This window comes from Sphingomonas sp. 179-A 2A2 NHS, from assembly GCF_045371305.1.
Lineage (GTDB): Bacteria > Pseudomonadota > Alphaproteobacteria > Sphingomonadales > Sphingomonadaceae > Sphingomonas.
Window position 1 is genome coordinate 558,686 of record NZ_JBIQDE010000001.1, and the last position, 21,786, is coordinate 580,471.

The window sequence follows — 21,786 nt, forward strand, 5'->3', positions numbered from 1 at the left end:
GGGGCAACCCGGTTAACTAGATTTCGTTCCCCGCAAGAGGAAGATTGCGTGCTCAGCGAGGAAGTTTGCCGCCGCCGATGTGGTTTTTTTGTCACCCGACAGAAACCACGCGCCTTCCACTACGACTCCCCTGTCCTTCAGGTAGGCGCGAAAATCGTCGATCGTCAGATGATGGATGTTGGGCGTGTCATACCAGCGCTCCGGCAGCAGCCGGGTCACCGGCATCCGTCCTCCCCAAAGAAGTGACAGTCGCACGCGCCAATGCGCGAAGTTGGGAAAGCTCACGAACGCCCGCCGCCCGATCCGCAGCAGGTGATCGAGCACCGCGTCGGGCGCCCGGCACGTCTGCAGCGTCTGGCTCAGGATCGCATAGTCGAAGCTCGCATCCGGATAGCCCGCGAGGTCGACATCAGCGTCGCCCTGGATCACGCTAAGCCCGCGCCCTACCGCCGCTGCGACATTGTGCGGCTCCAGCTCCAGCCCACGCGCGTCAGCTTGCTTGCCGTCGCGCAGCGCCGCCATCAGCGCACCGTCGCCGCAGCCGACGTCCAGCACCCGGCTGCCAGGCGCGACATGATCGGCGATGATGGCGAGGTCCGCGCGCAAGCTCATGCCGCCGTCCCCAGGAAACCCGCGACCACCCGGTTCATTTCGGGCGAATCGAGCAGGAACGCGTCATGCCCATAGGGGCTGGACAGCTCGACGAAGCTGACGGGTGCGCCGGCGGCATTCAGCGCCTGCACGATGCTGCGCGATTCGCGGGTCGGATACAGCCAGTCGGTATCGAAACTCACCAGGGCGAACCGCGCGCGCGACTGACGGAAGGCATTGGCGAGCAGCCCGCCATGTTCCTCCGCCAGATCGAAATAGTCCATCGCCCGCGTGATATAGAGATAGGAGTTGGCGTCGAACCGGTCGACGAAGGTGATGCCCTGGTGGCGCAGATAGCTCTCCACCTGGAAATCCGCGTCGAACCCGAAGGTCTTGGCCTCACGCGCCTGCAGCTTGCGCCCGAACTTCTCGGTGAGGCCAGCCTCGGACAGATAGGTGATATGCGCCGCCATTCGCGCCACCGCCAGCCCGGCCGCCGGCGTGGAATGGCCGTAATAATCCCCGCCGCGCCAGTTGGGATCGGCCATCACTGCCTGCCGTCCGACTTCGTGGAAGGCAATGTTCTGCGCCGAATGCCGCGCGGCGGATGCGATCACCACCACCGCCTCCACCCGGTCGGGGAAGGTCGCGGGCCAGCTCAGCGCCTGCATCCCTCCCATGGACCCGCCGATCACCGCCTTCAGCCGCCCCACGCCCAGGTGGTCAAGCAGCATCGCCTGCGCGCGCACCATGTCGCGGATCGTGATCACGGGGAAGGTCATGCCCCACGGCCGCCCGGTCGCCGGGTTCACCGTCGCGGGGCCCGACGATCCCATGCAGCTCCCGAGCACGTTCGCGCACACCACGAAGAACCGGTTTGTATCCACCGGGCGACCAGGACCGACCATCTGGGTCCACCAGCCCGCCTTTCCGGTACGCGGATTCGCGCCTGCGACATGCTGGTCCATGGTGAGCGCGTGGCATACGAGCACTGCATTGCTGCCGTCCGGCGCCAGCGTGCCATAGGTTTCGTACGCGATTTCGACCGGCGTCAGCTGCCCCCCGCCGTCGAGCGGCAGCGGGCTGGGCAGGATCACATGGCGCTGGAGACCGAAACGCTGGTCGTCGGCTGACATGATGGCGGCGCTAGCATCGCGCGCGTCCCAAGCAAACCCGCGGCATCGCGCCATTTGTTGCAGATCAGCACCACGCCGCGCGATGAAGGCTACAATTGCCAAGCGTGATCCGCCGCCGCTATGCGCCCGCACCATGACAGGCCCCACTCCCAAGCCGTGGATCATGGAGATCGCGCCCTACGTTCCCGGTCGCTCGACCACGGACGACGGGCGCAAGGTCGCCAAGCTTTCCTCCAACGAAAATCCGCTCGGCACCAGCCCCAAGGCGCGCGAAGCCTTTGCTTCGGCGGCCAACAACCTGGAACGCTATCCCGATGCCAGCGCCAATGAGTTGCGCGAGGCGCTGGCCGCCCGCCACGGCCTTGATCCGGCTCGCATCATCTACGGCAACGGCTCGGACGAGGTACTTCACCTTGCCGCTGGCGCCTTCGCCGGCCCGGGCGACGAGGCAATCTACGTCAACTACGGGTTCGCCGTGTACCCGATCGCGATCCGCCGCGTCGGCGCCACCCCGGTGATCGCCCCGGACAAGGATTACGCGACCGACGTCGACGCGATCCTCGCCGCCGTCACCGAGCGCACGAAGATCGTGTTCGTCGCCAACCCCAACAATCCCACGGGCACGTACGCGCCGCGCGGCGAGATCGAGCGGCTGCACGCAGGCCTTCGCGACGACATCCTGCTCGTCCTCGACCACGCCTATGCTGAGTATATCGAAGGTGGTGACGATGATGGCGGCATGGCGCTCGCTGCGCGCGCCTCGAACGTGCTCGTCACGCGCACCTTCTCAAAGATGTACGGGCTCGCCGCGGAGCGGATCGGCTGGGGCTATGCCGCCGCGCCGATCACCGAGGCGATGCACCGCATCCGGCTGCCTTTCTCAATCACCATCGCCGGCACCGCCGCCGCCGTAGCCGCGCTTGGCGATACCGATTTCGTCGCCCACACGGCGGCGCATAACGCCAAGTGGCGCACCTGGTTCGCGGAAGAGATTGCCAAGCTCGGCAACGCCGGCCTTCGCGCGATCCCCAGCCAGGCGAACTTCGTCCTCGTCGTATTCGAAGGCGCGCTGACGGCGGAAGCCGCGTACAAGGGCCTCATGGACGCCGGCTACATCGTCCGGTGGCTGCCCGGACAGGGTTTGCCGCACGGCCTGCGGATCACGATCGGCACCGAAGACGAGACCAGGGGCGTCATTGCCGCGCTTCGCAAGATGACGGCCGCGGCGTGACGAGCGCGCTTAGGATGGACCTCCGCTAGATGCTGCCCTTCGCCCGCGTCACGATCGTCGGCCTCGGCCTGATCGGCTCCTCAATCGCTCGCGCGGTGCGGGCGAACATGCCGACCGTCCGGCTCATTGGCCATGATGCCGATCCGGACGTGCGGCAGCGTGCCGACGGGCTGGGGATCGTCGACGATGTGACCGACACGATCGGTGCTGCGGTTCAGGACGCCGATCTGGTGATCCTTTGCGTGCCGGTCGGCGCCATGGGCACGGCCGCGGCCGAAATGGCCGCCGGTCTTCCAGCCGATGCGATCGTCAGCGATGTCGGCAGTTGCAAGGCAGAGGTAGTCCGCGCGCTCACCGCCGCGCTACCTGGCGCCACCATCGTTCCCGCGCATCCCGTCGCGGGCACGGAGCAGAGCGGGCCCGAGGCCGGCTTCGCGACCCTCTTCCAGGGCCGCTGGTGCATCGTCACCCCGCTGCCTGACGGCGATCCCACCGCGACCGAGAGAGTCGCCGAATTCTGGCGCCGCCTTGGCAGCATGGTGGAGACGATGGCGCCCGATCATCACGATCGCGTGCTCGCCGTCACCAGCCACCTGCCGCACCTCATCGCGTATACGATCGTCGGCACCGCCAACGATCTCGCCGAGGTCACCCAATCGGAAGTGATCAAATTCTCCGCCGGCGGCTTTCGCGATTTCACCCGCATCGCCGCGTCGGATCCGACGATGTGGCGCGACGTCTTCCTCGCCAACAAGGAAGCCGTGCTCGAGATGCTGCAGCGGTTCAGCGAGGATCTGTCGCACCTCCAGCGCGCGATCCGCTGGGACGATGGCGACACGTTGTTCGATCTCTTCTCCCGCACTCGCACGATCCGCCGCTCGATCGTCGATCAGGGGCAGGACGACGCCGCGGCGGACTTCGGCCGCAAGCACGGCTGATTCTGGTCAGGCCGGCGGGCTGCCTTCCGGCGCCTTCGCCTCCAGTTCCAGCGCGTTGATCGCCGCCCACACGCGCTGCTCGGCTTCCTTGCGCGGCAGCCCCGGCGGGATCACCTCGCCGATCCGCACCGTCACGATGCCGGGATGCTTTGCGCCCTTCTTCGGCAGCAGGCGGCCACTGTCGAGCGCGATCGGCACCACCGGCAGGCCAAGCGCCTTGTAAAGCCCTGCGAAGCCGGACCGCAGCGGCGGCGTCTCGCCCGGCGGCACGCGCGTCCCTTCCGGATAAACGATCACCGAGCGGCCACGCGCGCGGACGGCCGCACCCTCGCTCATCAATTGGCGCAGTGCCTTGGCGGACGCTTCCCGGTCCACAGCGATCGCGCCGTACAGCCGCGTTGCCCAGCCCCACACCGGAATGCGGGTCAATTCGCGCTTCAGCACCATTGCCGGCCCATTCAGGATCAGCTGAAGCTCGGTCGTTTCATACATCGCCTGGTGCTTGGCGGCGTAGAGGAACTGGCCCTCGGGGATGGTGCCCTCCACGCGTGTCGTCACACCCAGGATCATGCGCGCGCACCAGCGGTTGAACGCGGCCCAGCGATGCGCATGCACGATCACCGCCCGTTCGCCGAACGGCGCGACGAACAGCACGGCGATCACGATCGCGGTCGATCCGGCGTAGAACACCAGCCGATAGAGGATCGTGCGCAGCCAGTCGTTCATCCGTCCAGTCCCGCCCACAACGCAACCCGCCGCAGGATCAGCTTGTTATATTCGTTTACCAGCGGGCCCAGCCGCTGCTCGGTCGGCACGCCGTCACGCACGATCCGCACGTTGGGGTCCAGCGCCGCGCCCAGTTCCATCCGCGCACGCGCCATATGCCAGTCGGACGTCACCAGCCGCACCGAGCGATAGCCATGCTCGCGCACCCAGCGCGCCGTTTCCTCGGCATTTGACCGGGTATCGACCGCTTCGCTCCCAAGATCGACGCAGCAGATGATCGCCTGCGCGTGGCCGTTGGCGGCGATCAGGTCCACCTTGCGCAGCCCCGTCGCCACCCCGCTCACAAGCATCCGCTTCGCGCGCTCTGCCTCGATCAGTGCCAGACCGCGAGGGATCCGCCCCGCGCCGCCCGTCGGTACGACGATCGCGTCGGTGACTAGTAGGTCATCCGCCGGCTGGGCAAGCGCCAGCATGAAGATCGCGAAGCCCAAGCCCCAGGCGATCGCCACCAACGCAAATAACCGAGAGATCACAGCACGTTCCTCAGGGCACTCACGACCGCAAGCCGCGCGGCCAGCGCCGCCAGGAGGACGAAGAACACCGGCAGCATCAGCAACGCGATCCAGCCCGCCGGGCCCAGCACCGCGCCGCCAAGCAATCCCGATCCCAGCGCCGCCGCCCGGCTGCCCACCAGCGCCACCAGCGCCACCGCGGCGAGGCCGCCGATGGTGGCGCCGATCGCCGCATCCCGCGCGATCCGCCGCTGGAACAGCCGCGCGATCTGCACGTCGGTCGATCCCAGCATGTGCATCACGTCGATCGTCTGGCGATGCGCGTCGAGCCCGGCCCGCGCCGCCAGCACCACGACCGCCGCGGTTGCCGCCGCCATTAGCAGCACGAGAACCGCCGCGATCAGCACGACGAGGTCGAGGAAATCCGCCACCGGCGCCATCCACGCCTCATGCGCGTCGACCCGCGCCTCCGGCGCCACGCGCCGCACGGCCTCGCGCACGCGGCTCACCGTGGTGGCGTCGTCGCTGGCCAGCTCAAGGTCGATCATCGCCGGCACCGGCAGTTCCGGATCGCCTGCGTCGTCGCCAAGCCACGGCTCCAGCAGGGTGGCGAGCTGCGCCCGGTCCACAGGCGCCGCCGCCCGCACCTCCCGCAGCTTGCGCACCTCGGAAAGCACCCGCGCGGCCTGCGCTTCACGCTGCGCCGGATCGCCAGCGGCGATTTGCACCGTCGCCCGCCCGGTCAGTTCTGTTTCCAGTCCGTCCGCCGCGTTGCGCATCGCGATTCCCAGCGCGCCGCCCAGGATGGTCAGGAACAGCATGATGGCGATGATCCAGATCATTGCCCGCACGCCATGTGCATCATCGAGGACGCGCCGCGTCCGCTCGCCCTTCATCGCCCCTGCCCCATCAGGACGGCCGCGCCGGCGGGTGCCGCAGCGTGCCCGCGGGATCATGCAGCTGCCCCTTGGACAGGCGCATCATCTGCGCGCTTGGAATGCGCTGCATGAGGTGCAGGTCGTGGGTCGCCACCACCACGGTCGTGCCCAGGCGATTGAGCGAATCGAACAGCAGCAGCAGACGCTCGGCCATTTCCGGGTCGACGTTGCCCGTCGGCTCGTCCGCCACCAGCATCTCGGGCCGTGCGATTACCGCGCGGGCGATCGCCACGCGCTGCTGCTCGCCGCCCGACAGGGTCGCCGGCCGCGCGTCGGCGCGATCCGCCAGGCCCACCCAGGCCAGCATCTCGCCCACCGGCCCCGCCACCTCTGCCTCGGGCATCCCGGCAATCCGCAGCGGCAGGGCAATATTGTCTGCCGCGGACAGGTGCGGCACCAGCCGGAAATCCTGAAACACCACGCCGATACGCCGTCGGAAGCCCGGCAGGCGCCCGCGCGGCATCATCACCGCGTCCTCGCCGAACAGCTTGATCACGCCCCGCGTCGGCCGCTGCGCGAGGTAGAGCAGCCGCAGCAGCGACGTCTTTCCCGCCCCGCTCGCTCCCGTCAGGAAGTAGAAGGAACCGGCCGCCAGCGAGAAGCTGATGTCGGACAGCGTCTCGGGCCCGTCGCCGTACCGCAGCCCCACATTCTCGAACTGCACGATGTTCGCCATTGCGGCGCCGTCATCCCTACGCACCCATGCCCCGTCGCAGCCATCGCACGAGCGGTGCCGCTGCATCAACCTCCGCTTGCATGCAACGCACGGGCCGTGTTTAGATTCGCGATGTTACCAGCCCCTGATCCAGTTTCCGGCAGCGTCGCTTCATGATCCTCGAATGTCCCGAATGCCGCACCCGCTATCTGGTGCCCGACAGCTCAATCGGGACGGAGGGTCGGACCGTGCGCTGCGCCAACTGTCGCCACAGCTGGCATCAGGAGCCCGACGCCCGCGCCGTCGAGGCCCTCGCCGCGACACCGCCCGCCGAACCTGCTCCCGCCGAGGCCGAGGCCTCATCCACCCCTGCGCCGCCGCCCGCCGCTGCGGCACCTGCAGCCCCCGTAGCTCGGCCTGCACCCGGCCCCGGCCCCGCAACAGCAGCCACGCCAACGCCGCCGCTGCCGCCGGTCACCCCACCGGCCGCCGCCACGCCGACGGCTCCCGGCACTGATCTCGACCCACTCGGCAATCGCCCCTCCACCCGCCCGCGCATCAACCCCGCGCGCCGCTGGACGATCGCCGCCGTCGCCGCGGCGCTGCTGATGCTCGTCGCCGTCGCCGCAATCCTGTGGACCAGCGCACCCGGCCTGGCGACTCAGCTCGGCTTCTCCTTCGGCCCGGAAGAATCGCCGCTTCGCCTGATCGACAATCCGATCGAGCGGCGCGAGATCAACAATGGCAGCGAATTGTTCGCGGTCAGCGGCAAGGTGCTGAACCCCTCGAACGAGCGGCAGCGCGTGCCGGACATCCGCGCCGATCTGCGCGATGCGCAGGGCCGGATCGTCTACAGCTGGACGATCATCCCGCAGCAGCGCAGCCTCTCGCCCAAGAGCGCGATCGACTTCAACTCGGCAAAGCTCGACGTACCCGCCACCTCCAAGCGGCTCGAGCTCAGCTTCGTCGGCGAAGACGGCGGCTGACCAGCGCGAAGCGGCCGCCGTTCAGCGCCGCGGCCGCAACCATACCCAGCGCCGACGCCCATACGAGCGCCATCGGCCCATCGCCGCGCGTGACGAACCACCAGCCTGCGCCGCCGGTGACGATGAAGAAGGCGATGATCCCGTTCACGCCCGCCGCCACCTGATCACCCAGCGAACGTAGCGCATAGACGAACACCACCTGCAGCCCGTCGAACACGACGAAGGGTAGCCACGGCAACAACATCGTCGCCGCCAACACGGCCACCGCCGCCTCCGCCGGGAACAGGGCCACCACCTGCGCGCGCAGCAGGATCAGCGTCATCGCCACCAGCCCCAGCGCCGCCGCCGTCGCGCCGGCCGCGATCGCCACCCGGCGCCCCGCCTCCTGCGGCACCCCCTCGCCCACCGCATTCCCAGTCCTGACGCCAGCCGCCGAGGCAAAGCCGATCGCGATCGAGAAGGTCACATTGTGGATCGAAAAGACGATCTGGAAGGCATGCGCTGCGGCTTCGCCAAGTTGGGTCGACAGCGCGATCAGGATGGAGAATCCCGCCAGTTCCAGCCCGGCGGCAATTGCCGGCACGATGCCGAACCAGGCGATCCGCCCTGCACCGCGCAGCGTGCCGCGCCACGCGGCGATACCCCAGTCGCGCAACCCGCGCTCGCGCGCTTGCGGGGTCGCCAGCGCCGCAGCCACCATTGCGACCCCGCCCACCAGGGACGCCAGCGTCGTCGCGATCCCGGCGCCGACGGCGCCCAGCGCCGGCAGGCCCGCCTGCCCCGTCGCCAGCACCCAGGCCAGCAAGGCGTTGATCGGCATCACTGAGAGGTTCACCGCCGCCACCATTCTTGGCCGGCTGATCCCCTCGAGGAAGAAGCTCGCTGCCACCAGCGCCAGCTGAAAGGGATAACTGAGCGCAATCGCCCGCACCACGGCAGCGCCGGGCACCACCAGCGGTTCGGCCACGCCCACCATGCGCAGCAGGGATTCGGCGCCGAAGAAGAGGATCGCCGCCATCACCGCGCCCAGCGATACAGCGAACACTAACCCTTCGCGCAGCACCGCCCCGGTCCGCCGCAGATCGCCCGCGCCATCTGCCCGCGAGGCGAAGACCAGCACCCCCGACAGCCAGGACAAGGACGCGACGATCCCGACGAAGGTGATCGCCCGGCTGGCGGACAGCGCGGCCACCTCGTGCACGCTGACGAGCCCGACGACGACCACGTCGGTCACGTGAAGCACCGTCCAGTTGAGGCTGGTCAGCATCACCGGCCAGGCAAGCGCCAGGATCCGCCCCAGTTCGCCGCCCCGCGCCATGCTGCCGCTGCCCCCTCGCATCTTTTCGCGCTAGCGGTGCGACGCGGGCATTGCCAGCCCGCAAAACCCTTGCTAGTGGCCCGCTCCTGCCAGCCGCCGGGCCAGCCCGGTGGACATCACGTGCGGTCGTGGCGGAACTGGTAGACGCGCAACGTTGAGGTCGTTGTGGCCGAAAGGCCGTGGAAGTTCGAGTCTTCTCGACCGCACCATTTCACTCACTGGCAGGCTATCCGGATCATCAGGATCCGGTAGCCGCCAGTGAAGCTGAAACACCCATCATCCTTCGCCGCTGATTCTCGCTGGCCGCCGCCCGCGCGCTCGATTTGGCGCCTGACATGGATTAGGCACAGCGTGCGGTGCGAAAGCCGCTCCTGCGCGTTTGCGGCGGCGTGGATAGGCCCTCGAACTCTCGTCTGGCGAGTGTCGCGGTCATCGTCCTTGTACTGGCCGCACTGATCTGGCTGGTATCGTTCGTCGGCATCAATCTCAGCGGCAAGCAGACGTCGGATCGCCAGCCATCGCGGGTGGCGACCGGCGAGAACAGGAACTGAGGCCGCCATACGACATTACGCGGCAAGCGGCCCCGCGTCGCGCCGGCCATGCAGTCACTACATGGCCATACGCGGCCCGTCGTTCTACGGGGCAACCATGCACTTCTTCCCGCGCCGCGTCCGCACGCCGATGATCCTGCTGGCGTTCGCCGCCACGACAGCAGCCGCGCCCGATCGGGAGCGCGCACGCTGGGAAACGCGGGCTGCCGACGTCACCATCACACGCGACGACTGGGGTATCCCGCACATCCGCGCCCGCACTGATGCCAATGCGGTGTTCGGCATGATGTATGCCCAGGCCGAAGATGATTTCGCCCGGATCGAGGCCAATTACCTCACTGCGCTCGGCCGCACGGCGGAGGCTGATGGGGAAGAAGCCGTCTGGGCCGATCTTCGCCAGCGCCTGTTCGTCGATCCGGCAGAGCTCAAGCGGCAATATGCCGGCAGCCCGGCCTGGCTACGTGCGCTGATGGACGCCTGGGCCGACGGACTGAACTTCTATCTCGCGACACACCCGCAAGTGAAGCCGCGCGTCCTCACCCGCTTCGAACCGTGGATGGCGCTCAGCTTCACCGAAGGCAGCATCGGCGGCGACATCGAGCGCATTTCACTCAGCGAGCTCAAGACCTTTTACGGCCGCCCCACTCCGCCGACGTCGCAGGAGACCGGTGCCACGCCGCGCGAGCCGTCCGGATCGAACGGGATCGCCATCGCGCGCAGCCTCACCAGCAATGGCCGCGCGCTGCTGCTCATCAACCCGCACACCAGCTTCTACTTTCGCTCCGAAGCGCAGGTGACAAGCGACGAGGGCCTCGACGCTTATGGCGCCAGCACGTGGGGCCAGTTCTTCATCTACCAGGGCTTCAACGCCAAGGCCGGCTGGATGCACACCTCCGCCACCGTCGACAATGTCGATGACTTCGCCGAGCGGATCGTGCCGCGCGGCAAAGGCTTTGCCTATCGCTACGGGACGGAGCTTCGCCCGGTCACCGAGAAGATCGTCACGCTACGCGTCCGCCAGAGTAATGGCCGCCTCGCCGAGCAGCGCTTCACAACCTGGCGCACCCATCACGGCCCGATCGTTGCGTCGCGTGACGGCCGCTGGATCGCGACCGCGCTGATGTGGCGCCCGATCTCGGCGCTCGAGCAAAGCTACTTGCGCACCAAGGCGACTGACCTTGTCGGCTACATGAAGATCGCCGAGCGCAAGGCAAATTCGTCGAACGCCACGCTCTTTGCCGACAGCAAGGGCGCGATCGCGTTCCTGATGCCGCAGTTCATGCCGCTGCGCGACGACCGCTTCGATTATACCCGTGCCGTCGACGGCAGCGATCCGGCGACCGACTGGAAGGGGCTGCACACCCTCGCCAGCCTGCCCAATGTCGCCAATCCGCGCGTCGGCTGGGTCCACAACACCAATGACTGGCCGTGGAGCGCCGCCGGGCCGGACAGCCCGAAGGCAAAGGATTATCCGCGTTACATGGATCAGACCGGCTCCAACGCCCGCGGCGTACACGCCGATCTGCTGCTTACCGGGAAGCGCGGCTGGACGCTCGATCGCCTGCAAGCCGCGGCCTATGATCCTTATCTCCCCGCCTTCGCGCGGCTGATGCCGGATCTCGTCGCCGCGTGGCGCGCGCTGCCTGCCGGCGATCCGCGCCGCGCCGCGCTGGCCGAGCCGATCCACCTTATCGAACGCTGGGATCACCGCTGGGGCTATGATTCGGTCGCGACCAGCCTTGCGGTCTTCTGGGGCGATCATCTGTGGGGCGAAGTCGGCGCCGCCGCGCAGGCAGCACGGATGAACGTGCCCGATTACATCGCCGCCCATGTGCCCGCGGAGCAGCGCATCGCTGCGCTGTCGGCAGCGATCGATCGCCTCAACCGCGATTTCGGCAGCTGGCGAACGCCTTGGGGCGCGATCAACCGCTTCCAGCGGCTGGATAATTCCCTGAAGCCGCACTTTGATGATTCGAGGCCGTCGGTGCCGGTGCCCTTCACCTCGGCGCAATGGGGCGGCCTCGCCTCGTTCGGCGCCAAGGCGTGGGCGGGTACGAAGCGCTATTATGGCACCAGCGGGAACAGCTTCGTCGCGGTGGTCGAATTCGGCCCGCGAGTGAGGGCCAAGGCGGTGATGGCGGGTGGCCAGAGCGGTGACCCCGCCTCGCCGCACTTCGCCGATCAGATCCAGCGTTATGCGCAAGGCAACCTGCGCCCGGTCTATTTCTATCCCGACGAGCTCGCCGGCCATGTCGAGCGCCGCTATCGTCCCGGCGAGGTCACCCACGCGCGCTGATCAGCGCGTGATCGTGGCCAGCTCCGCCGGGCGCAACTCATGGACCAACTGCTCCATCCGGCATTGCGCCGGCGCCTTGTCCGGTCGCCAGCGCAGCAGCCGCGTACCATGGCGGAACCGCTTGCCCGTCACCTGATCGTACAGCACCTCGACCACCAGCTCGGGGCGCAGCGGCTCCCACGCACTTTCCTTGCCGTCGTTCCAGCGGCTTGGCCCGCCGGGCGCCTTGCCAGTGAAGCCGGGCGCCTCGATCAGCGGCTCCAGCCGCTCGGCGAGCGCCAGCCGCTCCTCCGCCGCGATGCCGGAGGTGAAGCCGACATGGTTCAGCAGCCCGGCGTCATCGTAGAGCCCAAGCAGCAACGATGCGACGCCTGCCCCGTCCTTGGCGCGGCGAAAGCCGCCCACGACGCAATCGGCCGAACGATGCTGTTTCACCTTCAGCATCGCGCGCTCGCCGGGCCGATAGGGTTCGTCGATCCGTTTCGCCACCACGCCATCAAGCGCCCCGCCGCTCCGCGCCAGCCATGCTTGCGCCGTATCGATCTTCTCGGTTCGATCCGACAGCAGCAGTGCGGCGCTGCCGTGCCTGGCATGGAAGCGCTCCAGCGCCAGCCGTCGCTTGGCCAGCGGCTCGCCCGCCAGATCCACGCCATCCAGCATCAGGCAGTCGAACAGCATCAGCTGCGCCGGCGTCTCACGGGATAGTTTCTCGATCCGGCTCGCCGCCGGATGCAGCCGCGCCTGCAACGCATCGAAGGACAGGATCCCGCCGATCGGCAGGATCAGCTCGCCGTCCAGCGTGAAGCGCTCGCGCTTCACCGCCGCGATCATCGCGACGATTTCGGGGAAATAGCGCGCCAGCGACTTGCCGGATTTGGACAGGATCTCGACATGCTTGCCGTCGCGAAACCCCAAGGCGCGAAAGCCGTCCCACTTGGGTTCGAACTGCCAGCCCGCCTCCTCCGGCAGGTCGGCGACCAGCTTGGCTTCCATCGGGCTGAGGATCGGCGCCGTCATGCACCGAGGAACGCCCGCCCCCTCGGCTCTGATCCACCTCGTTTGCGTCAGCTCACCTTGTCGGGCCGCACGACCACCTTGCACTGCTGCTCCGGGTCCGCGAGCGCGGCGAAGGCGGCGGCCACTCCGTCCAGCCCCACTTCGTCCGTCACCGCCGGCAGTACGTCGATCGTGCCTTCCGCGATATTGCCCAGCGTCGCGGCGAATTCCTCCGCGCTGTAACCAAGCACGAAACGGAAATCGATCTGCTTGCTGATGCACAGGAACGGCTCGATCTTGTCGGTTTCCATGCACACGCCGACGACGATCACCTGCGTGCCGACCGGTACCGATTCGACGATATTGTTGATGACGCCCGGCACGCCGACGCATTCGAAGACGATCGCGCGCTTGCCGCTCTGCCCAGTCATCATCGCCGCCATCCGCTCGCTCGACGTGCGCGGCACGCCAAGATCGCTCCAGCGCGTGTGCGGCGATTCCCTGGCCGGGTCGACGATGATGTCCGCCCCCATCTTCTCCGCCACCGCACGGCGCGCCGGCGAGAAGTCGGACGCGAGGACGGGGCCCAGCCCGCGCGATTTCAGCGCCGCGATCACGGCCAGGCCAACCGGCCCGCAGCCGATGACGAGGTTCACCGTGTCCGCTCCGGCGGCCGACATCGCGACGGCATGTTCGCCCACCGCGAACGGCTCGGTCATCGCCGCCTGCACGTCACTGAGGCCGTTCGGCACCGGCAGCAGCAAGGCCTCGCTCAGCACCATCCGCTCGCTATATCCGCCCGGGTACGTGTTCGAATAACCGATCGCCTCATAGCCATCGGCCTTCATCGCGATCGGCATGGAGACGACGCGCGTGCCGGCCTTCAGCGCCTTCGCCGAACCTGGGCCATGGTCCAGGATTTCGGCGGAGAATTCATGGCCGAACACCATGTCACGCGCCGGATCCGTCTTCGGCTTCTCGCCGGTGCGCGCGCCAAGCTCCAGCATGTTCTCGAACGAGTGGACGGCGTGAAGATCGGATCCGCAGATGCCGCAGGCCAGCGTCTTCACCAGCACCTCGCCCGCGCCCGGCGTCGGCTCGGCGATCTCGTCCAGCACCAGCTTCTTGTTGCGTCTCACCACTGCGCGCATCGCCGCCATCCTCCCCACCGGCCGGCGTTCACCACCGGCTCTTGCCGCATCGTGGCCCGCGCCGCCGCACGAGGCAATAGCGAAAACCATAACGCGTTTGTATTTCTTGCGAGTGCCGTTGGTCTCAGGTAAATGCCGGCGCGACGAGATCCGGAGGATGTTCATGGTCGCCACCACCACCCACGCCGCGCCACAGGAAGACGTGATCGTCGTGGGCGCGGGCATTGCCGGCCTGTGTACGGCGCTGCGGCTGGGCGGCGGCAGCCGGCGCGTCACGCTGCTCGAACGTGATGAGGCACCGCCCCCCGGCGGCCCGGATGCCGCGTTCGATCAATGGCAGCGCCGCGGCGTCAGCCAGCTGCGCCAGAGCCACGCCTTCCTCGCGCGCCTACGCAACATCATCCGTGACGAGCATCCTGAACTGCTCGCCGATCTCTACGCCGCCGGCTGCCGCGACATCGCTTTCGTCGATATGCTCCCGCCCAAGCTGCGCGCGCGCTACGTGCCGGTGCCCGGCGACGAGGACCTGACGATCCTCACCAGCCGCCGCACGACGCTGGAACTCGTGATCCGCCGCTACGTCGAGCGCCTGCCCGGTGTCGCGATCCGCAGCGGCGTCAAGGTGCGCGAGCTGCTCAGCCACAAGGACGCGAGCGGCACCTTCGTCGTCACCGGGGTCCTCGCAGACACCACGGACGGGCGGGAGGAGATCACCGCCGACATGGTGGTCGACGCCGGCGGCAAGGCCGCGAACTTGATCGAGCAGCTGATCAAGGCCGGCGCGCCGATCGCCGAAACGTCGGAAACCGCTGGCGTCCTCTACTTCACCCGCCACTATCGCCTCCACGACGGGCAGGAGGAGCCGCCGCGCGGCGAAATCGCTGCCTCGGGCGATCTTGGCTATCTCAAGTTCGGCGTCTTCCCGGCAGACAATCAGCGCTTCTCGATCACGTTATGCGTGCCCGAGATCGAGAACGGCCTGCGCCGCGCGGTGATGGATGGCGACATGTTCCAGCGCATCTGCGAACAGATGCCCGGCATGGCACCCTGGGTGGATCCCGCCAGGTCGAGCCCGGTCGGCAAGGTGATCGGCATGGGCGATCTGCACAGCCGCTGGCGCAGCCTCGTCACCGGCAGTCGCCCGGCGGTGCTCGGCTATTTCGCGATCGGCGACGCGCTGGTGCGCACCAATCCGCTCTACGGCCGCGGCTGTTCGCTCGCGGCGGTCAGCGCAGGCGTGCTGCGCGGTGCGCTTGACGGCAGCAAGGATTCCGCCGCCCGTATCCTCGCCTATGACGAGGGCATCACGCGCGAGGTGAAGCCCTATTACGATCTCATGCTGAAGCAGGATCGCTCGGCGATCCGCCGCGCCCGCGCCACGCTCAGCCCGGCCCATCGACCGCGTCTCAAGGCGCGCGTCGCCAAGAGCTTCGTCGAGGATGGGATTACCATCGCCGCCCGCTCCGATATCCGGCTGATGCGGGCGATGATGCGCGGCTTCCACATGCTCGAACATCCCGAGGCATGGCTGAAGCGGCCGCAGAACCTCAGCAAGGTGCTCGGCTATTGGGCGCGCGGCCGGCGCCTGAACGAGGCGGCCTATGCGCCCAAGCCCGGCCCCGATCGACCGCAGCTGATGGCGACGCTCGGGCTTGATCCGCAGGCAGACATGCTCGCCGCCTGATCGGGCCGCAGGGGAGCGGGACAACCCGCCCCCGCACCCTCAGCCCGCCGTCGCCGCCACCGGCAGCACCGTCGCCGCCGCATTCCTCGCATCGATCGTCGCGAACAGCGTGCCCGCCGCCATCTCGTCACGCGTCCGCTCCGGCTCCAGCGTCGCCATATGATCCAGCGCGACGAGCTCGGGCGGCACGTACCAGTGCAGCTTGTCCGAATGATACGCCTCCCACACCGTATCGGCGACGTCGCTCGGCGGGATCGCCCGGAACACCCCGGTCTTGGGCGCCGCCGCCGCTGCCCCTTCCGGCAGGATGGGCGTGTCGATCAGCGCCGGCAGCACGTCGGCAACGCGAATGCCATAAGGCTTTAGCTCGATCGCCAGCGCCTCGGTCAGCCCCTTCACCGCGTGCTTGGTCGCCGAATAGACCGCGATCATCGGCATGCCGTAGGTGGCCGACGAGGATGAGGTGGTGAAGCAGAGCGACCCCGGCGTCGCCTTCAGCAGCGGGATGGCGAGGTGGATGCCGGTCAGCACGCCGACGAAATTCACCTGCACCACCGCCAGCACGTCCTCCCACGGCTGGTCCGCGAAGGGCCCGCCACGACCGATGCCGGCATTGTTGTACAGCACGTCCATCCGCCCGTCGGTCGCTGCGGCGAATTCCTCGATTGCGGCGCGATAATCCTCGCGGTCGGTCACATCGAGCCGGCGGACGATGCAGTTCTCCGCGCCCAGTTCGTCGCGCAGCCGCTCCAGCCCCACCTGGTTCACGTCATAGCCGCCGACGAACCAGCCCTCGCCCGCAAAGCGCCGCGCGGTGGCGAGCCCCATGCCCGATGCCGCGCCGGTGATGAAGATCGACTTGCGGCCCCCGGCCGTCCCGGCCTCGCCGCTCATTCCGCCGCCTCCGGCTTCTTGCCGAGGCCCATGGCCGCCAGGATCTCCGGCCGGATATTCTCCGTCCCCTTCTTCTGGATGTGTTCGGCCAGCCGCGCGCCGACCGCTGCCTGCGCCTCGCCGATGAAGCGCGGCCTGTTCGCCGCGGCCCATTCGATCGACGCATGGCGGTTCGCATTCACGCCGTTCACCTCGGGAATCACGTAGCGCGCGATCAGCTCATAGGACTTCTTCTTGTCGTCCCATTCCGCCCAGTTGTGATCCATCATCAGGAACGCGCCGAACCCGCCCGATTGCTCGCGCAGCCGCTCGATCTGCTTCACCGCATCCTCGGGCGTGCCGATCACCGCCATGCCGGAATTGACCAGCGCATCCACCGGATCGCTGCCATCGGTCGGCGCCAGCGGCAGTGCCGCCACCTCGCGGAAATAATACAGCCACTTCTCCAACCCGAAGCGCACCTGCGCCCGCGCTTCCTCCCGCGTCGCGGCCACGTGCATCGGGCCGACCAGCCGCCACTGGTTGCGATCCACCCGCGTGCCGCTGTCGGCCGCCTGGTTCTCCGCGATCGCCCAGTTGGAGGCGAGCGCATTGAACCCGCCCGTCTGCGTCGCCCCGATCGAGAGCAGGCCAAGCCCATGCCGCCCCGCCGCCGTCGCACCCGACGGCGATACCTGGCTCGCCACGCTGATCTCGACCGACGGATGGCTGTACGGCAGCATCTGCAGCCGCGCCTCGTTCAGCTCGAACCAGTCGGTCTTCTTCGTCACCTGTTCGCCGCGCAGCAGCGGCACCAGCACATCCAGCGCCTCGTCCATCCGGTCCCGCTGCTTGGCGACCGGAATGCCCATCATGAACGCGTCGGACGGCAGCGCCCCGGGGCCGACCCCGAACATCACGCGCCCGCGCGTGATGTGATCCAGCTGGTTGATCCGGTCCGCCAGCATCAGCGGATGGTGATAGGGAAGCGATGAGACGCCGGTGCCAAGCCGGATGTTGCGCGTGCGCTCCGCGACCGTCGCGATGAACAGCTCCGGGCTGGCAATCAGTTCGTAACCGGCAGAATGATGCTCGCCGATCCAGGCCTCATCATAGCCCAGCTTGTCCATGTGGACGACGAGATCGAGATCGCGCTCCAGCGCCAGCGTCGGGTTCTCATTGAGCGGGTGAAACGGGGCGATGAACGCACCGAACCTGATCTTCGCGGGCACTGAGTCTCTCCTCATTTCTGTTTGCCGCGATGCTACGCCTGCCCCCTGATCGAGAGCAATGCGGATTTTGCGAACACGTTATGAATATCGCCGCTGTCGCCTCCCGCGGGTGATTGCGGCAATGGCCGCCCGCTCGTAGGAAAGATCAGGTGAAGAGGAACGCAAGTTGAGCCGGCGCGAAGACGCGAAGGCGGAGCGCCGTCGACGCATCGTCGCTGCGGCGCGTGATCTCATCAAGGAAACCGGGGACGCGGGCCTGTCGATGCGGGCGATCGCGGCGCGCGCCGGTGTATCGCTGACGACGCCGTACAATCTGTTCGGATCGAAGCGCGCCATCGTCATCGCGCTGCTCGAAGACGTGCGGGAGTTTCACGAGCGTTTCTCCCAGCTCGAACGTGCCAGCGCGATTGACCGTATCTTCGAGGCGGTGTCGATCACCCTCGCCTATTTGGCCGACGATCCCGATTTCTATCGCACCTTGTGGACGGAGGCGCTCCGCTTCGACAGCAAGGAGCTGCGCGGCGAACTGCAATCATCGCAACGCTACAGTTTCTGGGAAGCGTTGCTTGGGGAAGCGCGGGCGGACGGCACGTTGCTCGCCGATATCGCGCTCGATCCGCTTCTGGTCGCGCTAGACTCGGTGTTCGTTTCCGCGATGCTGGCCTGGGTGCTCGGCGCGATCGACGTGCGCGATCTCGAGGCGCATGTCGGCTATGGCTATGCCCTGGCGTTGCGTGGCGCGGCGACCAGCACGCATGCTTCACAGATCGAAGCGCGCCTGCTCGGGTACCAGCGCGATCTGCTGCGGCAGCGCGCCAAGCCCGCCGCCGCCTGAGGACTGGCGCGCCGGGACATTCGATCGTCCCCGGCGCGCCGCCCCTCTCAACTCATCAGTTCCGCGCGGCTACGCAATCGCGGCCAGTGCCTGCTCGAAATCGGCGATCAGGTCGTCGGCATCCTCGACGCCGATCGAGATACGCACCAGATTGTCGGTGATGCCCAGCGCCGCCTTGCGCTCATCGGCGACCGACAGGTGAGTCATCCCCGCCGGGTGGCTTGCCAGCGTCTCGGTGCCACCCAGGCTCACCGCCAGCTTGGCGATCTTCAGCGCGTCGAGGAACGCGAACGCCTCCGTCTCCCCGCCCTTCAGGTACAGCGAGAAGGTCGACCCCGCGCCGCTGCAATGGCGACGATAGATGTCGGCTTGGCGCTTGTCCTCGCCCCGCTCCAGGAAGCCGAGGTAGCCGACCTTTTCCACCTTGGGATGCGCAGCCAGGAATTCGCACACCTTGGCGGCATTCTCACCCGCGCGGCTCATGCGCAGTTCCAGCGTCTCAAGGCTGCGCAGCAGCATCCACGACGTGTTCGGGTCGCAGATCGTGCCGATCGTGTTGCGCATCAGCCGGATGGTGTTGATGTGCTCCTTCGATCCCAGCACGCCGCCGGCCACCAGGTCCGAATGGCCGCCGGCATATTTGGTCAGCGAATAGACAACGATGTCCGCGCCCTGCTTGAGCGGCTTGGCCCACAGCGGCCCAAGGAACGTGTTGTCGATCGCGATCGGCGGCTTGTTCTCACCCGTGAAGATCGCGTCACGGCTCGCCGCGACGGCCTCCACGTCGACCAGCGCATTGGTCGGGTTGGCCGGGCTTTCGAGATAGATCAGCGCGACGTTGCCGGTCGCCGCCTCGGTCAGCACGGCATCGATTTCCTCGCGCGTCGCACCGGCCGGGAAGTCGAGCCACTTCACCCCGAACTTGCCCAGGATGCGCGCGATCAGCGTCTCGGTCGCCGCATACAGTGGCCCGGAATGGACGATCGTGTCGCCGGGCTTGGTCATCGACAGGAACAGCGTGGCGATGGCCGACATGCCGCTGGAGAAGGTCAGCGCATCCTCGGCATCTTCCCACACGCTCAGGCGGTCTTCCAGGATCTCCTGGTTCGGCCCGTTGAAGCGCGAATAGACGAGGCCCTCTGCCCCGCCGGGGCGCTTGCCCGTCACGCCTTCGAAATGGCGCTTGCCGGCAGCGGCATTGGGGAAGACGAAGGTGGAGGTGAGGAAGATCGGCGGCTTCAGCGATCCCTCGGACAGCGCCGGGTCATAGCCATGGCCCATCATCAGCGTCGCCGGCTTCAGCTTGCGCCCGCCGATCTCGTCAACCGCCGGTTTGGGCGATACGCGCGGGGCGACGCCGGTCAGGTCGGCTTCCGTCTCTTTGGTCATGCTGCTGCTCCACTCAGGATCGTATCGCTCGTTACTAACGTAACGCGCTCGGCCCGCAAGCGATGCCTGATGCTGCGACCATCAGCCCTTCGTGTACGGCGTGAAGGTCCCGATGGCGCAGCTGCCGGTATAGAAGCGGCCGACGCGGTCCATCGTGGTGGCGATATCGCCGCGGCACAGCCGGGTGCCGAACTGGCGCGTCACCAGCACGTCACCGCGCGCGACATTCTCGCACCCGCCGGTCGTGTCGCTGACGTAGATCTTGTTGCGGCTCTCACGGTAGATCAGCTTGTTACCGATCGCCGTCAGGCTGATGTTGCGGAAACGCGTGTCGATACATTCCACCGGCGCCTGCGGCTTCAGCTGCGCCAGTTCCTTCTGCAGCCGCTCCTCCAGCCGCTGCTGCGAGTTGCGCGGCTTGTCCGCAGCACTCGCGGCGGTGATGGCCGCGGCGCCGGCAGCGGCCGACAAGGCGAATGAGATCAGGGCCTTGCGCATCCTCGTCACTCCATTCGTTTCACGCGCACAACGCACCTAGCCGCGAAAACTATCCTTCTCGGCGCGTCGCTTGCCCAGCTCCGCCGCGTCGCTCGCCCGCAAAAACGGATTGGTCGCCAGTTCCTCGCCGATCGTCGTCGGGATGGTCGGCTCGCCCGCCGCGCGCATCGCGTCCACCCGCGCCATCCGCTCCCGGATCGCCGCGTTGTCCGGCTCCGCGACCAAGGCGTAGCGGCCGTTCGACTGGGTATATTCATGCCCGCAATAAACGCGCGTCTCCGGCGACAGCGTGGCGTAGCGCTGCATGTTCCCGAACATGTCGTCCGGCGTGCCTTCGAACAGCCGGCCGCAGCCCATCGCGAACAAGGTGTCGCCGGTGAAGATCGCGCGATCCTCGGCGAAGTGAAAGGCGATGTGCCCCTGGGTGTGCCCCGGCACGCTCATCACCCGCGCCTCGTGAGTGCCGAGCGGCACGGTATCGCCCTCGCCAACGCCGACATCCAGCCCGCCGATCTTGCCGCGCTCCGCCTCCGGGCCGATCACCGTCGCGCCGGTCGCGGCGACAATCGCGCCATTGCCGCCGACATGATCGGGGTGCCAGTGAGTGTTCCACACCTGCGTGATCCGCCAGCCGCGCGCCGCCGCCGCATCCAGCAACGGCTGCGCCTCGCCGGGATCGATCACCATCGTCTCGCCGCTGGCGGGATCATGCGCCAGCCAGCTGTAATTGTCGCTCAGCACCGGCACGCGCACGATCTCCAGCGGCGAGGTCATGGTCTTCTCCTTCTTACCAGGTCCCGGTGTTCGGCATCGACGCCCAGGGCTCCTGCGGCGGCTTCGGTCCGTTGAGCTGCAGCAGCTCGATCGAGATGCCGTCCGGCGTCTTCACGAACGCCATGTACCCGTCCCTCGGAGGGCGGTGGACGGTGTAACCGGCGTCGAGCACCGCCTGGCACGTCGCGTAGATATCGTCGCAATCATAGGCGAGATGCCCGAAGTTGCGCCCGCCGGTATATTCCTCCGGCGCGCTGCCGTCCTCGGGCGGCCAGTTGTAGGTCAGCTCCACCTCGGCATGCGCGCGCTCGCCCGGCCCGCGCATGTCGTCGGGCGTGGCGAGGAAGATCAGCGTGAAGCGCCCCGCCTCATTCTCCATCCGGCGCACTTCCTTCAGGCCAAGCACCTCGAAGAATTTGATCGTCTCGTCCGGGTCACTCACCCGGATCATGGTGTGCAGATACCGCATCATTCCT

General features: G+C 67.6%; 22 protein-coding genes and 1 tRNA gene. 8 read left to right on the plus strand and 15 right to left on the minus strand.

Features of this window, described 5'->3' with window-relative positions:
- Positions 1-12: 12 nt before the first annotated feature.
- Positions 13-612, minus strand: coding sequence for a methionine biosynthesis protein MetW (metW, locus tag ACH0AE_RS02575; protein ID WP_406875418.1), 600 nt, complete (start codon positions 610-612; stop codon positions 13-15).
- Positions 609-1,727, minus strand: coding sequence for a homoserine O-acetyltransferase (locus tag ACH0AE_RS02580; RefSeq protein ID WP_294444988.1), 1,119 nt, complete (start codon positions 1,725-1,727; stop codon positions 609-611). The genes metW and ACH0AE_RS02580 overlap by 4 nt, the downstream gene beginning before the upstream one ends.
- A 133-nt stretch (positions 1,728-1,860) precedes the next feature.
- On the opposite strand from ACH0AE_RS02580, the gene hisC reads away from it, so the two are divergent.
- Together hisC and ACH0AE_RS02590 are read left to right on the plus strand one after the other, a co-directional pair.
- On the plus strand, positions 1,861-2,958 hold the full coding sequence (gene hisC, locus ACH0AE_RS02585; protein WP_294444986.1) for a histidinol-phosphate transaminase: 1,098 nt from the start codon (positions 1,861-1,863) through the stop codon (positions 2,956-2,958).
- Positions 2,959-2,987: 29 nt separating this feature from the next.
- A complete protein-coding gene (locus ACH0AE_RS02590; RefSeq protein WP_294444985.1) occupies positions 2,988-3,896 on the plus strand; it encodes a prephenate/arogenate dehydrogenase family protein in 909 nt (302 codons plus the stop codon).
- Between the two features lie 6 nt (positions 3,897-3,902).
- On the opposite strand, the gene ACH0AE_RS02595 is transcribed toward ACH0AE_RS02590, so the two are convergent.
- Genes ACH0AE_RS02595 through ftsE form a run of 4 tightly spaced genes read right to left on the minus strand, consistent with a single transcriptional unit; the run spans position 3,903 to position 6,748 of the window.
- On the minus strand, positions 3,903-4,622 hold the full coding sequence (locus ACH0AE_RS02595) for a 1-acyl-sn-glycerol-3-phosphate acyltransferase (protein ID WP_294444984.1): 720 nt from the start codon (positions 4,620-4,622) through the stop codon (positions 3,903-3,905).
- Positions 4,619-5,155, minus strand: a complete 537-nt coding sequence (locus tag ACH0AE_RS02600) for a YdcF family protein (RefSeq protein WP_294444983.1) — start codon at positions 5,153-5,155, stop codon at positions 4,619-4,621. Before ACH0AE_RS02600 ends, ACH0AE_RS02595 begins: the two co-directional genes overlap by 4 nt.
- Positions 5,152-6,090 (minus strand): ABC transporter permease, encoded by a 939-nt coding sequence (locus ACH0AE_RS02605; protein WP_294444982.1) that lies wholly within the window; start codon positions 6,088-6,090, stop codon positions 5,152-5,154. The genes ACH0AE_RS02600 and ACH0AE_RS02605 overlap by 4 nt, the downstream gene beginning before the upstream one ends.
- Positions 6,044-6,748 (minus strand): cell division ATP-binding protein FtsE, encoded by a 705-nt coding sequence (gene ftsE, locus ACH0AE_RS02610; RefSeq protein ID WP_294444980.1) that lies wholly within the window; start codon positions 6,746-6,748, stop codon positions 6,044-6,046. Before ftsE ends, ACH0AE_RS02605 begins: the two co-directional genes overlap by 47 nt.
- A 152-nt stretch (positions 6,749-6,900) precedes the next feature.
- On the opposite strand from ftsE, the gene ACH0AE_RS02615 reads away from it, so the two are divergent.
- A complete protein-coding gene (locus ACH0AE_RS02615; RefSeq protein ID WP_294444978.1) occupies positions 6,901-7,713 on the plus strand; it encodes an MJ0042-type zinc finger domain-containing protein in 813 nt (270 codons plus the stop codon).
- Here the strand turns inward: ACH0AE_RS02615 and ACH0AE_RS02620 are convergent.
- Positions 7,685-9,031, minus strand: a complete 1,347-nt coding sequence (locus tag ACH0AE_RS02620) for an MATE family efflux transporter (RefSeq protein WP_294444976.1) — start codon at positions 9,029-9,031, stop codon at positions 7,685-7,687. The two genes, ACH0AE_RS02615 and ACH0AE_RS02620, sit on opposite strands and share 29 nt — an antisense overlap.
- A 122-nt stretch (positions 9,032-9,153) precedes the next feature.
- On the opposite strand from ACH0AE_RS02620, the gene ACH0AE_RS02625 reads away from it, so the two are divergent.
- The 3 genes from ACH0AE_RS02625 to ACH0AE_RS02635 all read left to right on the plus strand — a co-directional run bounded on the left by ACH0AE_RS02625 (position 9,154) and on the right by ACH0AE_RS02635 (position 11,878).
- Positions 9,154-9,240 (plus strand) — tRNA-Leu (locus tag ACH0AE_RS02625).
- A 180-nt stretch (positions 9,241-9,420) separates the two neighbouring features.
- Positions 9,421-9,582 carry a hypothetical protein gene (locus tag ACH0AE_RS02630; RefSeq protein WP_294444953.1) on the plus strand — a complete coding sequence of 54 codons (162 nt, stop codon included), beginning with the start codon at positions 9,421-9,423 and terminating at the stop codon, positions 9,580-9,582.
- Between the two features lie 130 nt (positions 9,583-9,712).
- Positions 9,713-11,878 (plus strand): penicillin acylase family protein, encoded by a 2,166-nt coding sequence (locus ACH0AE_RS02635; protein ID WP_294444961.1) that lies wholly within the window; start codon positions 9,713-9,715, stop codon positions 11,876-11,878.
- Here the strand turns inward: ACH0AE_RS02635 and ACH0AE_RS02640 are convergent, their stop codons facing one another.
- Both ACH0AE_RS02640 and ACH0AE_RS02645 read right to left on the minus strand, forming a co-directional pair.
- A complete protein-coding gene (locus tag ACH0AE_RS02640; RefSeq protein WP_294444954.1) occupies positions 11,879-12,895 on the minus strand; it encodes an ATP-dependent DNA ligase in 1,017 nt (338 codons plus the stop codon).
- Between the two features lie 47 nt (positions 12,896-12,942).
- Positions 12,943-14,025 (minus strand): zinc-binding dehydrogenase, encoded by a 1,083-nt coding sequence (locus ACH0AE_RS02645; protein WP_294444955.1) that lies wholly within the window; start codon positions 14,023-14,025, stop codon positions 12,943-12,945.
- A gap of 163 nt (positions 14,026-14,188) precedes the next feature.
- Between ACH0AE_RS02645 and ACH0AE_RS02650 the strand changes: the two genes are divergently transcribed.
- Complete coding sequence (locus ACH0AE_RS02650; RefSeq protein WP_294444956.1) at positions 14,189-15,709, plus strand: NAD(P)/FAD-dependent oxidoreductase; 1,521 nt, start codon at positions 14,189-14,191, stop codon at positions 15,707-15,709.
- Between the two features lie 39 nt (positions 15,710-15,748).
- Here the strand turns inward: ACH0AE_RS02650 and ACH0AE_RS02655 are convergent, their stop codons facing one another.
- Positions 15,749-16,603: an SDR family oxidoreductase gene (locus ACH0AE_RS02655; protein ID WP_294444957.1), complete on the minus strand. Its 855-nt coding sequence runs from the start codon at positions 16,601-16,603 to the stop codon at positions 15,749-15,751.
- Positions 16,600-17,814: an LLM class flavin-dependent oxidoreductase gene (locus tag ACH0AE_RS02660; RefSeq protein WP_294444958.1), complete on the minus strand. Its 1,215-nt coding sequence runs from the start codon at positions 17,812-17,814 to the stop codon at positions 16,600-16,602. Before ACH0AE_RS02660 ends, ACH0AE_RS02655 begins: the two co-directional genes overlap by 4 nt.
- Before the next feature lie 166 nt (positions 17,815-17,980).
- On the opposite strand from ACH0AE_RS02660, the gene ACH0AE_RS02665 reads away from it, so the two are divergent.
- A complete protein-coding gene (locus ACH0AE_RS02665; protein WP_294444959.1) occupies positions 17,981-18,649 on the plus strand; it encodes a TetR/AcrR family transcriptional regulator in 669 nt (222 codons plus the stop codon).
- Positions 18,650-18,718: 69 nt separating this feature from the next.
- Here ACH0AE_RS02665 and ACH0AE_RS02670 read toward each other — a convergent pair whose 3' ends face one another.
- The 4 genes from ACH0AE_RS02670 to ACH0AE_RS02685 form a co-directional block, all read right to left on the minus strand.
- The gene (locus tag ACH0AE_RS02670; RefSeq protein WP_406875419.1) at positions 18,719-20,038 is read right to left on the minus strand and encodes a cystathionine gamma-synthase family protein; all 1,320 of its coding nucleotides are present in this window, start codon (positions 20,036-20,038) and stop codon (positions 18,719-18,721) included.
- Between the two features lie 81 nt (positions 20,039-20,119).
- Positions 20,120-20,536, minus strand: a complete 417-nt coding sequence (locus ACH0AE_RS02675; protein ID WP_406875420.1) for a hypothetical protein — start codon at positions 20,534-20,536, stop codon at positions 20,120-20,122.
- Positions 20,537-20,572: 36 nt separating this feature from the next.
- On the minus strand, positions 20,573-21,310 hold the full coding sequence (gene gloB / locus ACH0AE_RS02680) for a hydroxyacylglutathione hydrolase (RefSeq protein WP_294445221.1): 738 nt from the start codon (positions 21,308-21,310) through the stop codon (positions 20,573-20,575).
- A gap of 13 nt (positions 21,311-21,323) precedes the next feature.
- Entirely contained in the window at positions 21,324-21,782 is a 459-nt protein-coding gene (locus ACH0AE_RS02685; RefSeq protein WP_406875421.1) for a VOC family protein, read from the minus strand.
- Positions 21,783-21,786: the final 4 nt, after the last annotated feature.

Excerpts from the sequence above, each read along its gene's own strand:
- metW (WP_406875418.1), bottom strand. The coding sequence starts at position 612 with ATGAGCTTGCGCGCGGACCTCGCCATCATCGCCGATCATGTCGCGCCT.
- ACH0AE_RS02580 (WP_294444988.1), bottom strand. The coding sequence starts at position 1,727 with ATGTCAGCCGACGACCAGCGTTTCGGTCTCCAGCGCCATGTGATCCTG.
- hisC (WP_294444986.1), top strand. The coding sequence starts at position 1,861 with ATGACAGGCCCCACTCCCAAGCCGTGGATCATGGAGATCGCGCCCTAC.
- ACH0AE_RS02590 (WP_294444985.1), top strand. The coding sequence starts at position 2,988 with ATGCTGCCCTTCGCCCGCGTCACGATCGTCGGCCTCGGCCTGATCGGC.
- ACH0AE_RS02595 (WP_294444984.1), bottom strand. The coding sequence starts at position 4,622 with ATGAACGACTGGCTGCGCACGATCCTCTATCGGCTGGTGTTCTACGCC.
- ACH0AE_RS02605 (WP_294444982.1), bottom strand. The coding sequence starts at position 6,090 with ATGATCCCGCGGGCACGCTGCGGCACCCGCCGGCGCGGCCGTCCTGAT.
- ftsE (WP_294444980.1), bottom strand. The coding sequence starts at position 6,748 with ATGGCGAACATCGTGCAGTTCGAGAATGTGGGGCTGCGGTACGGCGAC.
- ACH0AE_RS02615 (WP_294444978.1), top strand. The coding sequence starts at position 6,901 with ATGATCCTCGAATGTCCCGAATGCCGCACCCGCTATCTGGTGCCCGAC.
- ACH0AE_RS02620 (WP_294444976.1), bottom strand. The coding sequence starts at position 9,031 with ATGGCGCGGGGCGGCGAACTGGGGCGGATCCTGGCGCTTGCCTGGCCG.
- ACH0AE_RS02635 (WP_294444961.1), top strand. The coding sequence starts at position 9,713 with ATGATCCTGCTGGCGTTCGCCGCCACGACAGCAGCCGCGCCCGATCGG.
- ACH0AE_RS02640 (WP_294444954.1), bottom strand. The coding sequence starts at position 12,895 with ATGACGGCGCCGATCCTCAGCCCGATGGAAGCCAAGCTGGTCGCCGAC.
- ACH0AE_RS02645 (WP_294444955.1), bottom strand. The coding sequence starts at position 14,025 with ATGCGCGCAGTGGTGAGACGCAACAAGAAGCTGGTGCTGGACGAGATC.
- ACH0AE_RS02650 (WP_294444956.1), top strand. The coding sequence starts at position 14,189 with ATGGTCGCCACCACCACCCACGCCGCGCCACAGGAAGACGTGATCGTC.
- ACH0AE_RS02655 (WP_294444957.1), bottom strand. The coding sequence starts at position 16,603 with ATGAGCGGCGAGGCCGGGACGGCCGGGGGCCGCAAGTCGATCTTCATC.
- ACH0AE_RS02670 (WP_406875419.1), bottom strand. The coding sequence starts at position 20,038 with ATGACCAAAGAGACGGAAGCCGACCTGACCGGCGTCGCCCCGCGCGTA.
- ACH0AE_RS02675 (WP_406875420.1), bottom strand. The coding sequence starts at position 20,536 with ATGCGCAAGGCCCTGATCTCATTCGCCTTGTCGGCCGCTGCCGGCGCC.
- gloB (WP_294445221.1), bottom strand. The coding sequence starts at position 21,310 with ATGACCTCGCCGCTGGAGATCGTGCGCGTGCCGGTGCTGAGCGACAAT.
- ACH0AE_RS02685 (WP_406875421.1), bottom strand. The coding sequence starts at position 21,782 with ATGATGCGGTATCTGCACACCATGATCCGGGTGAGTGACCCGGACGAG.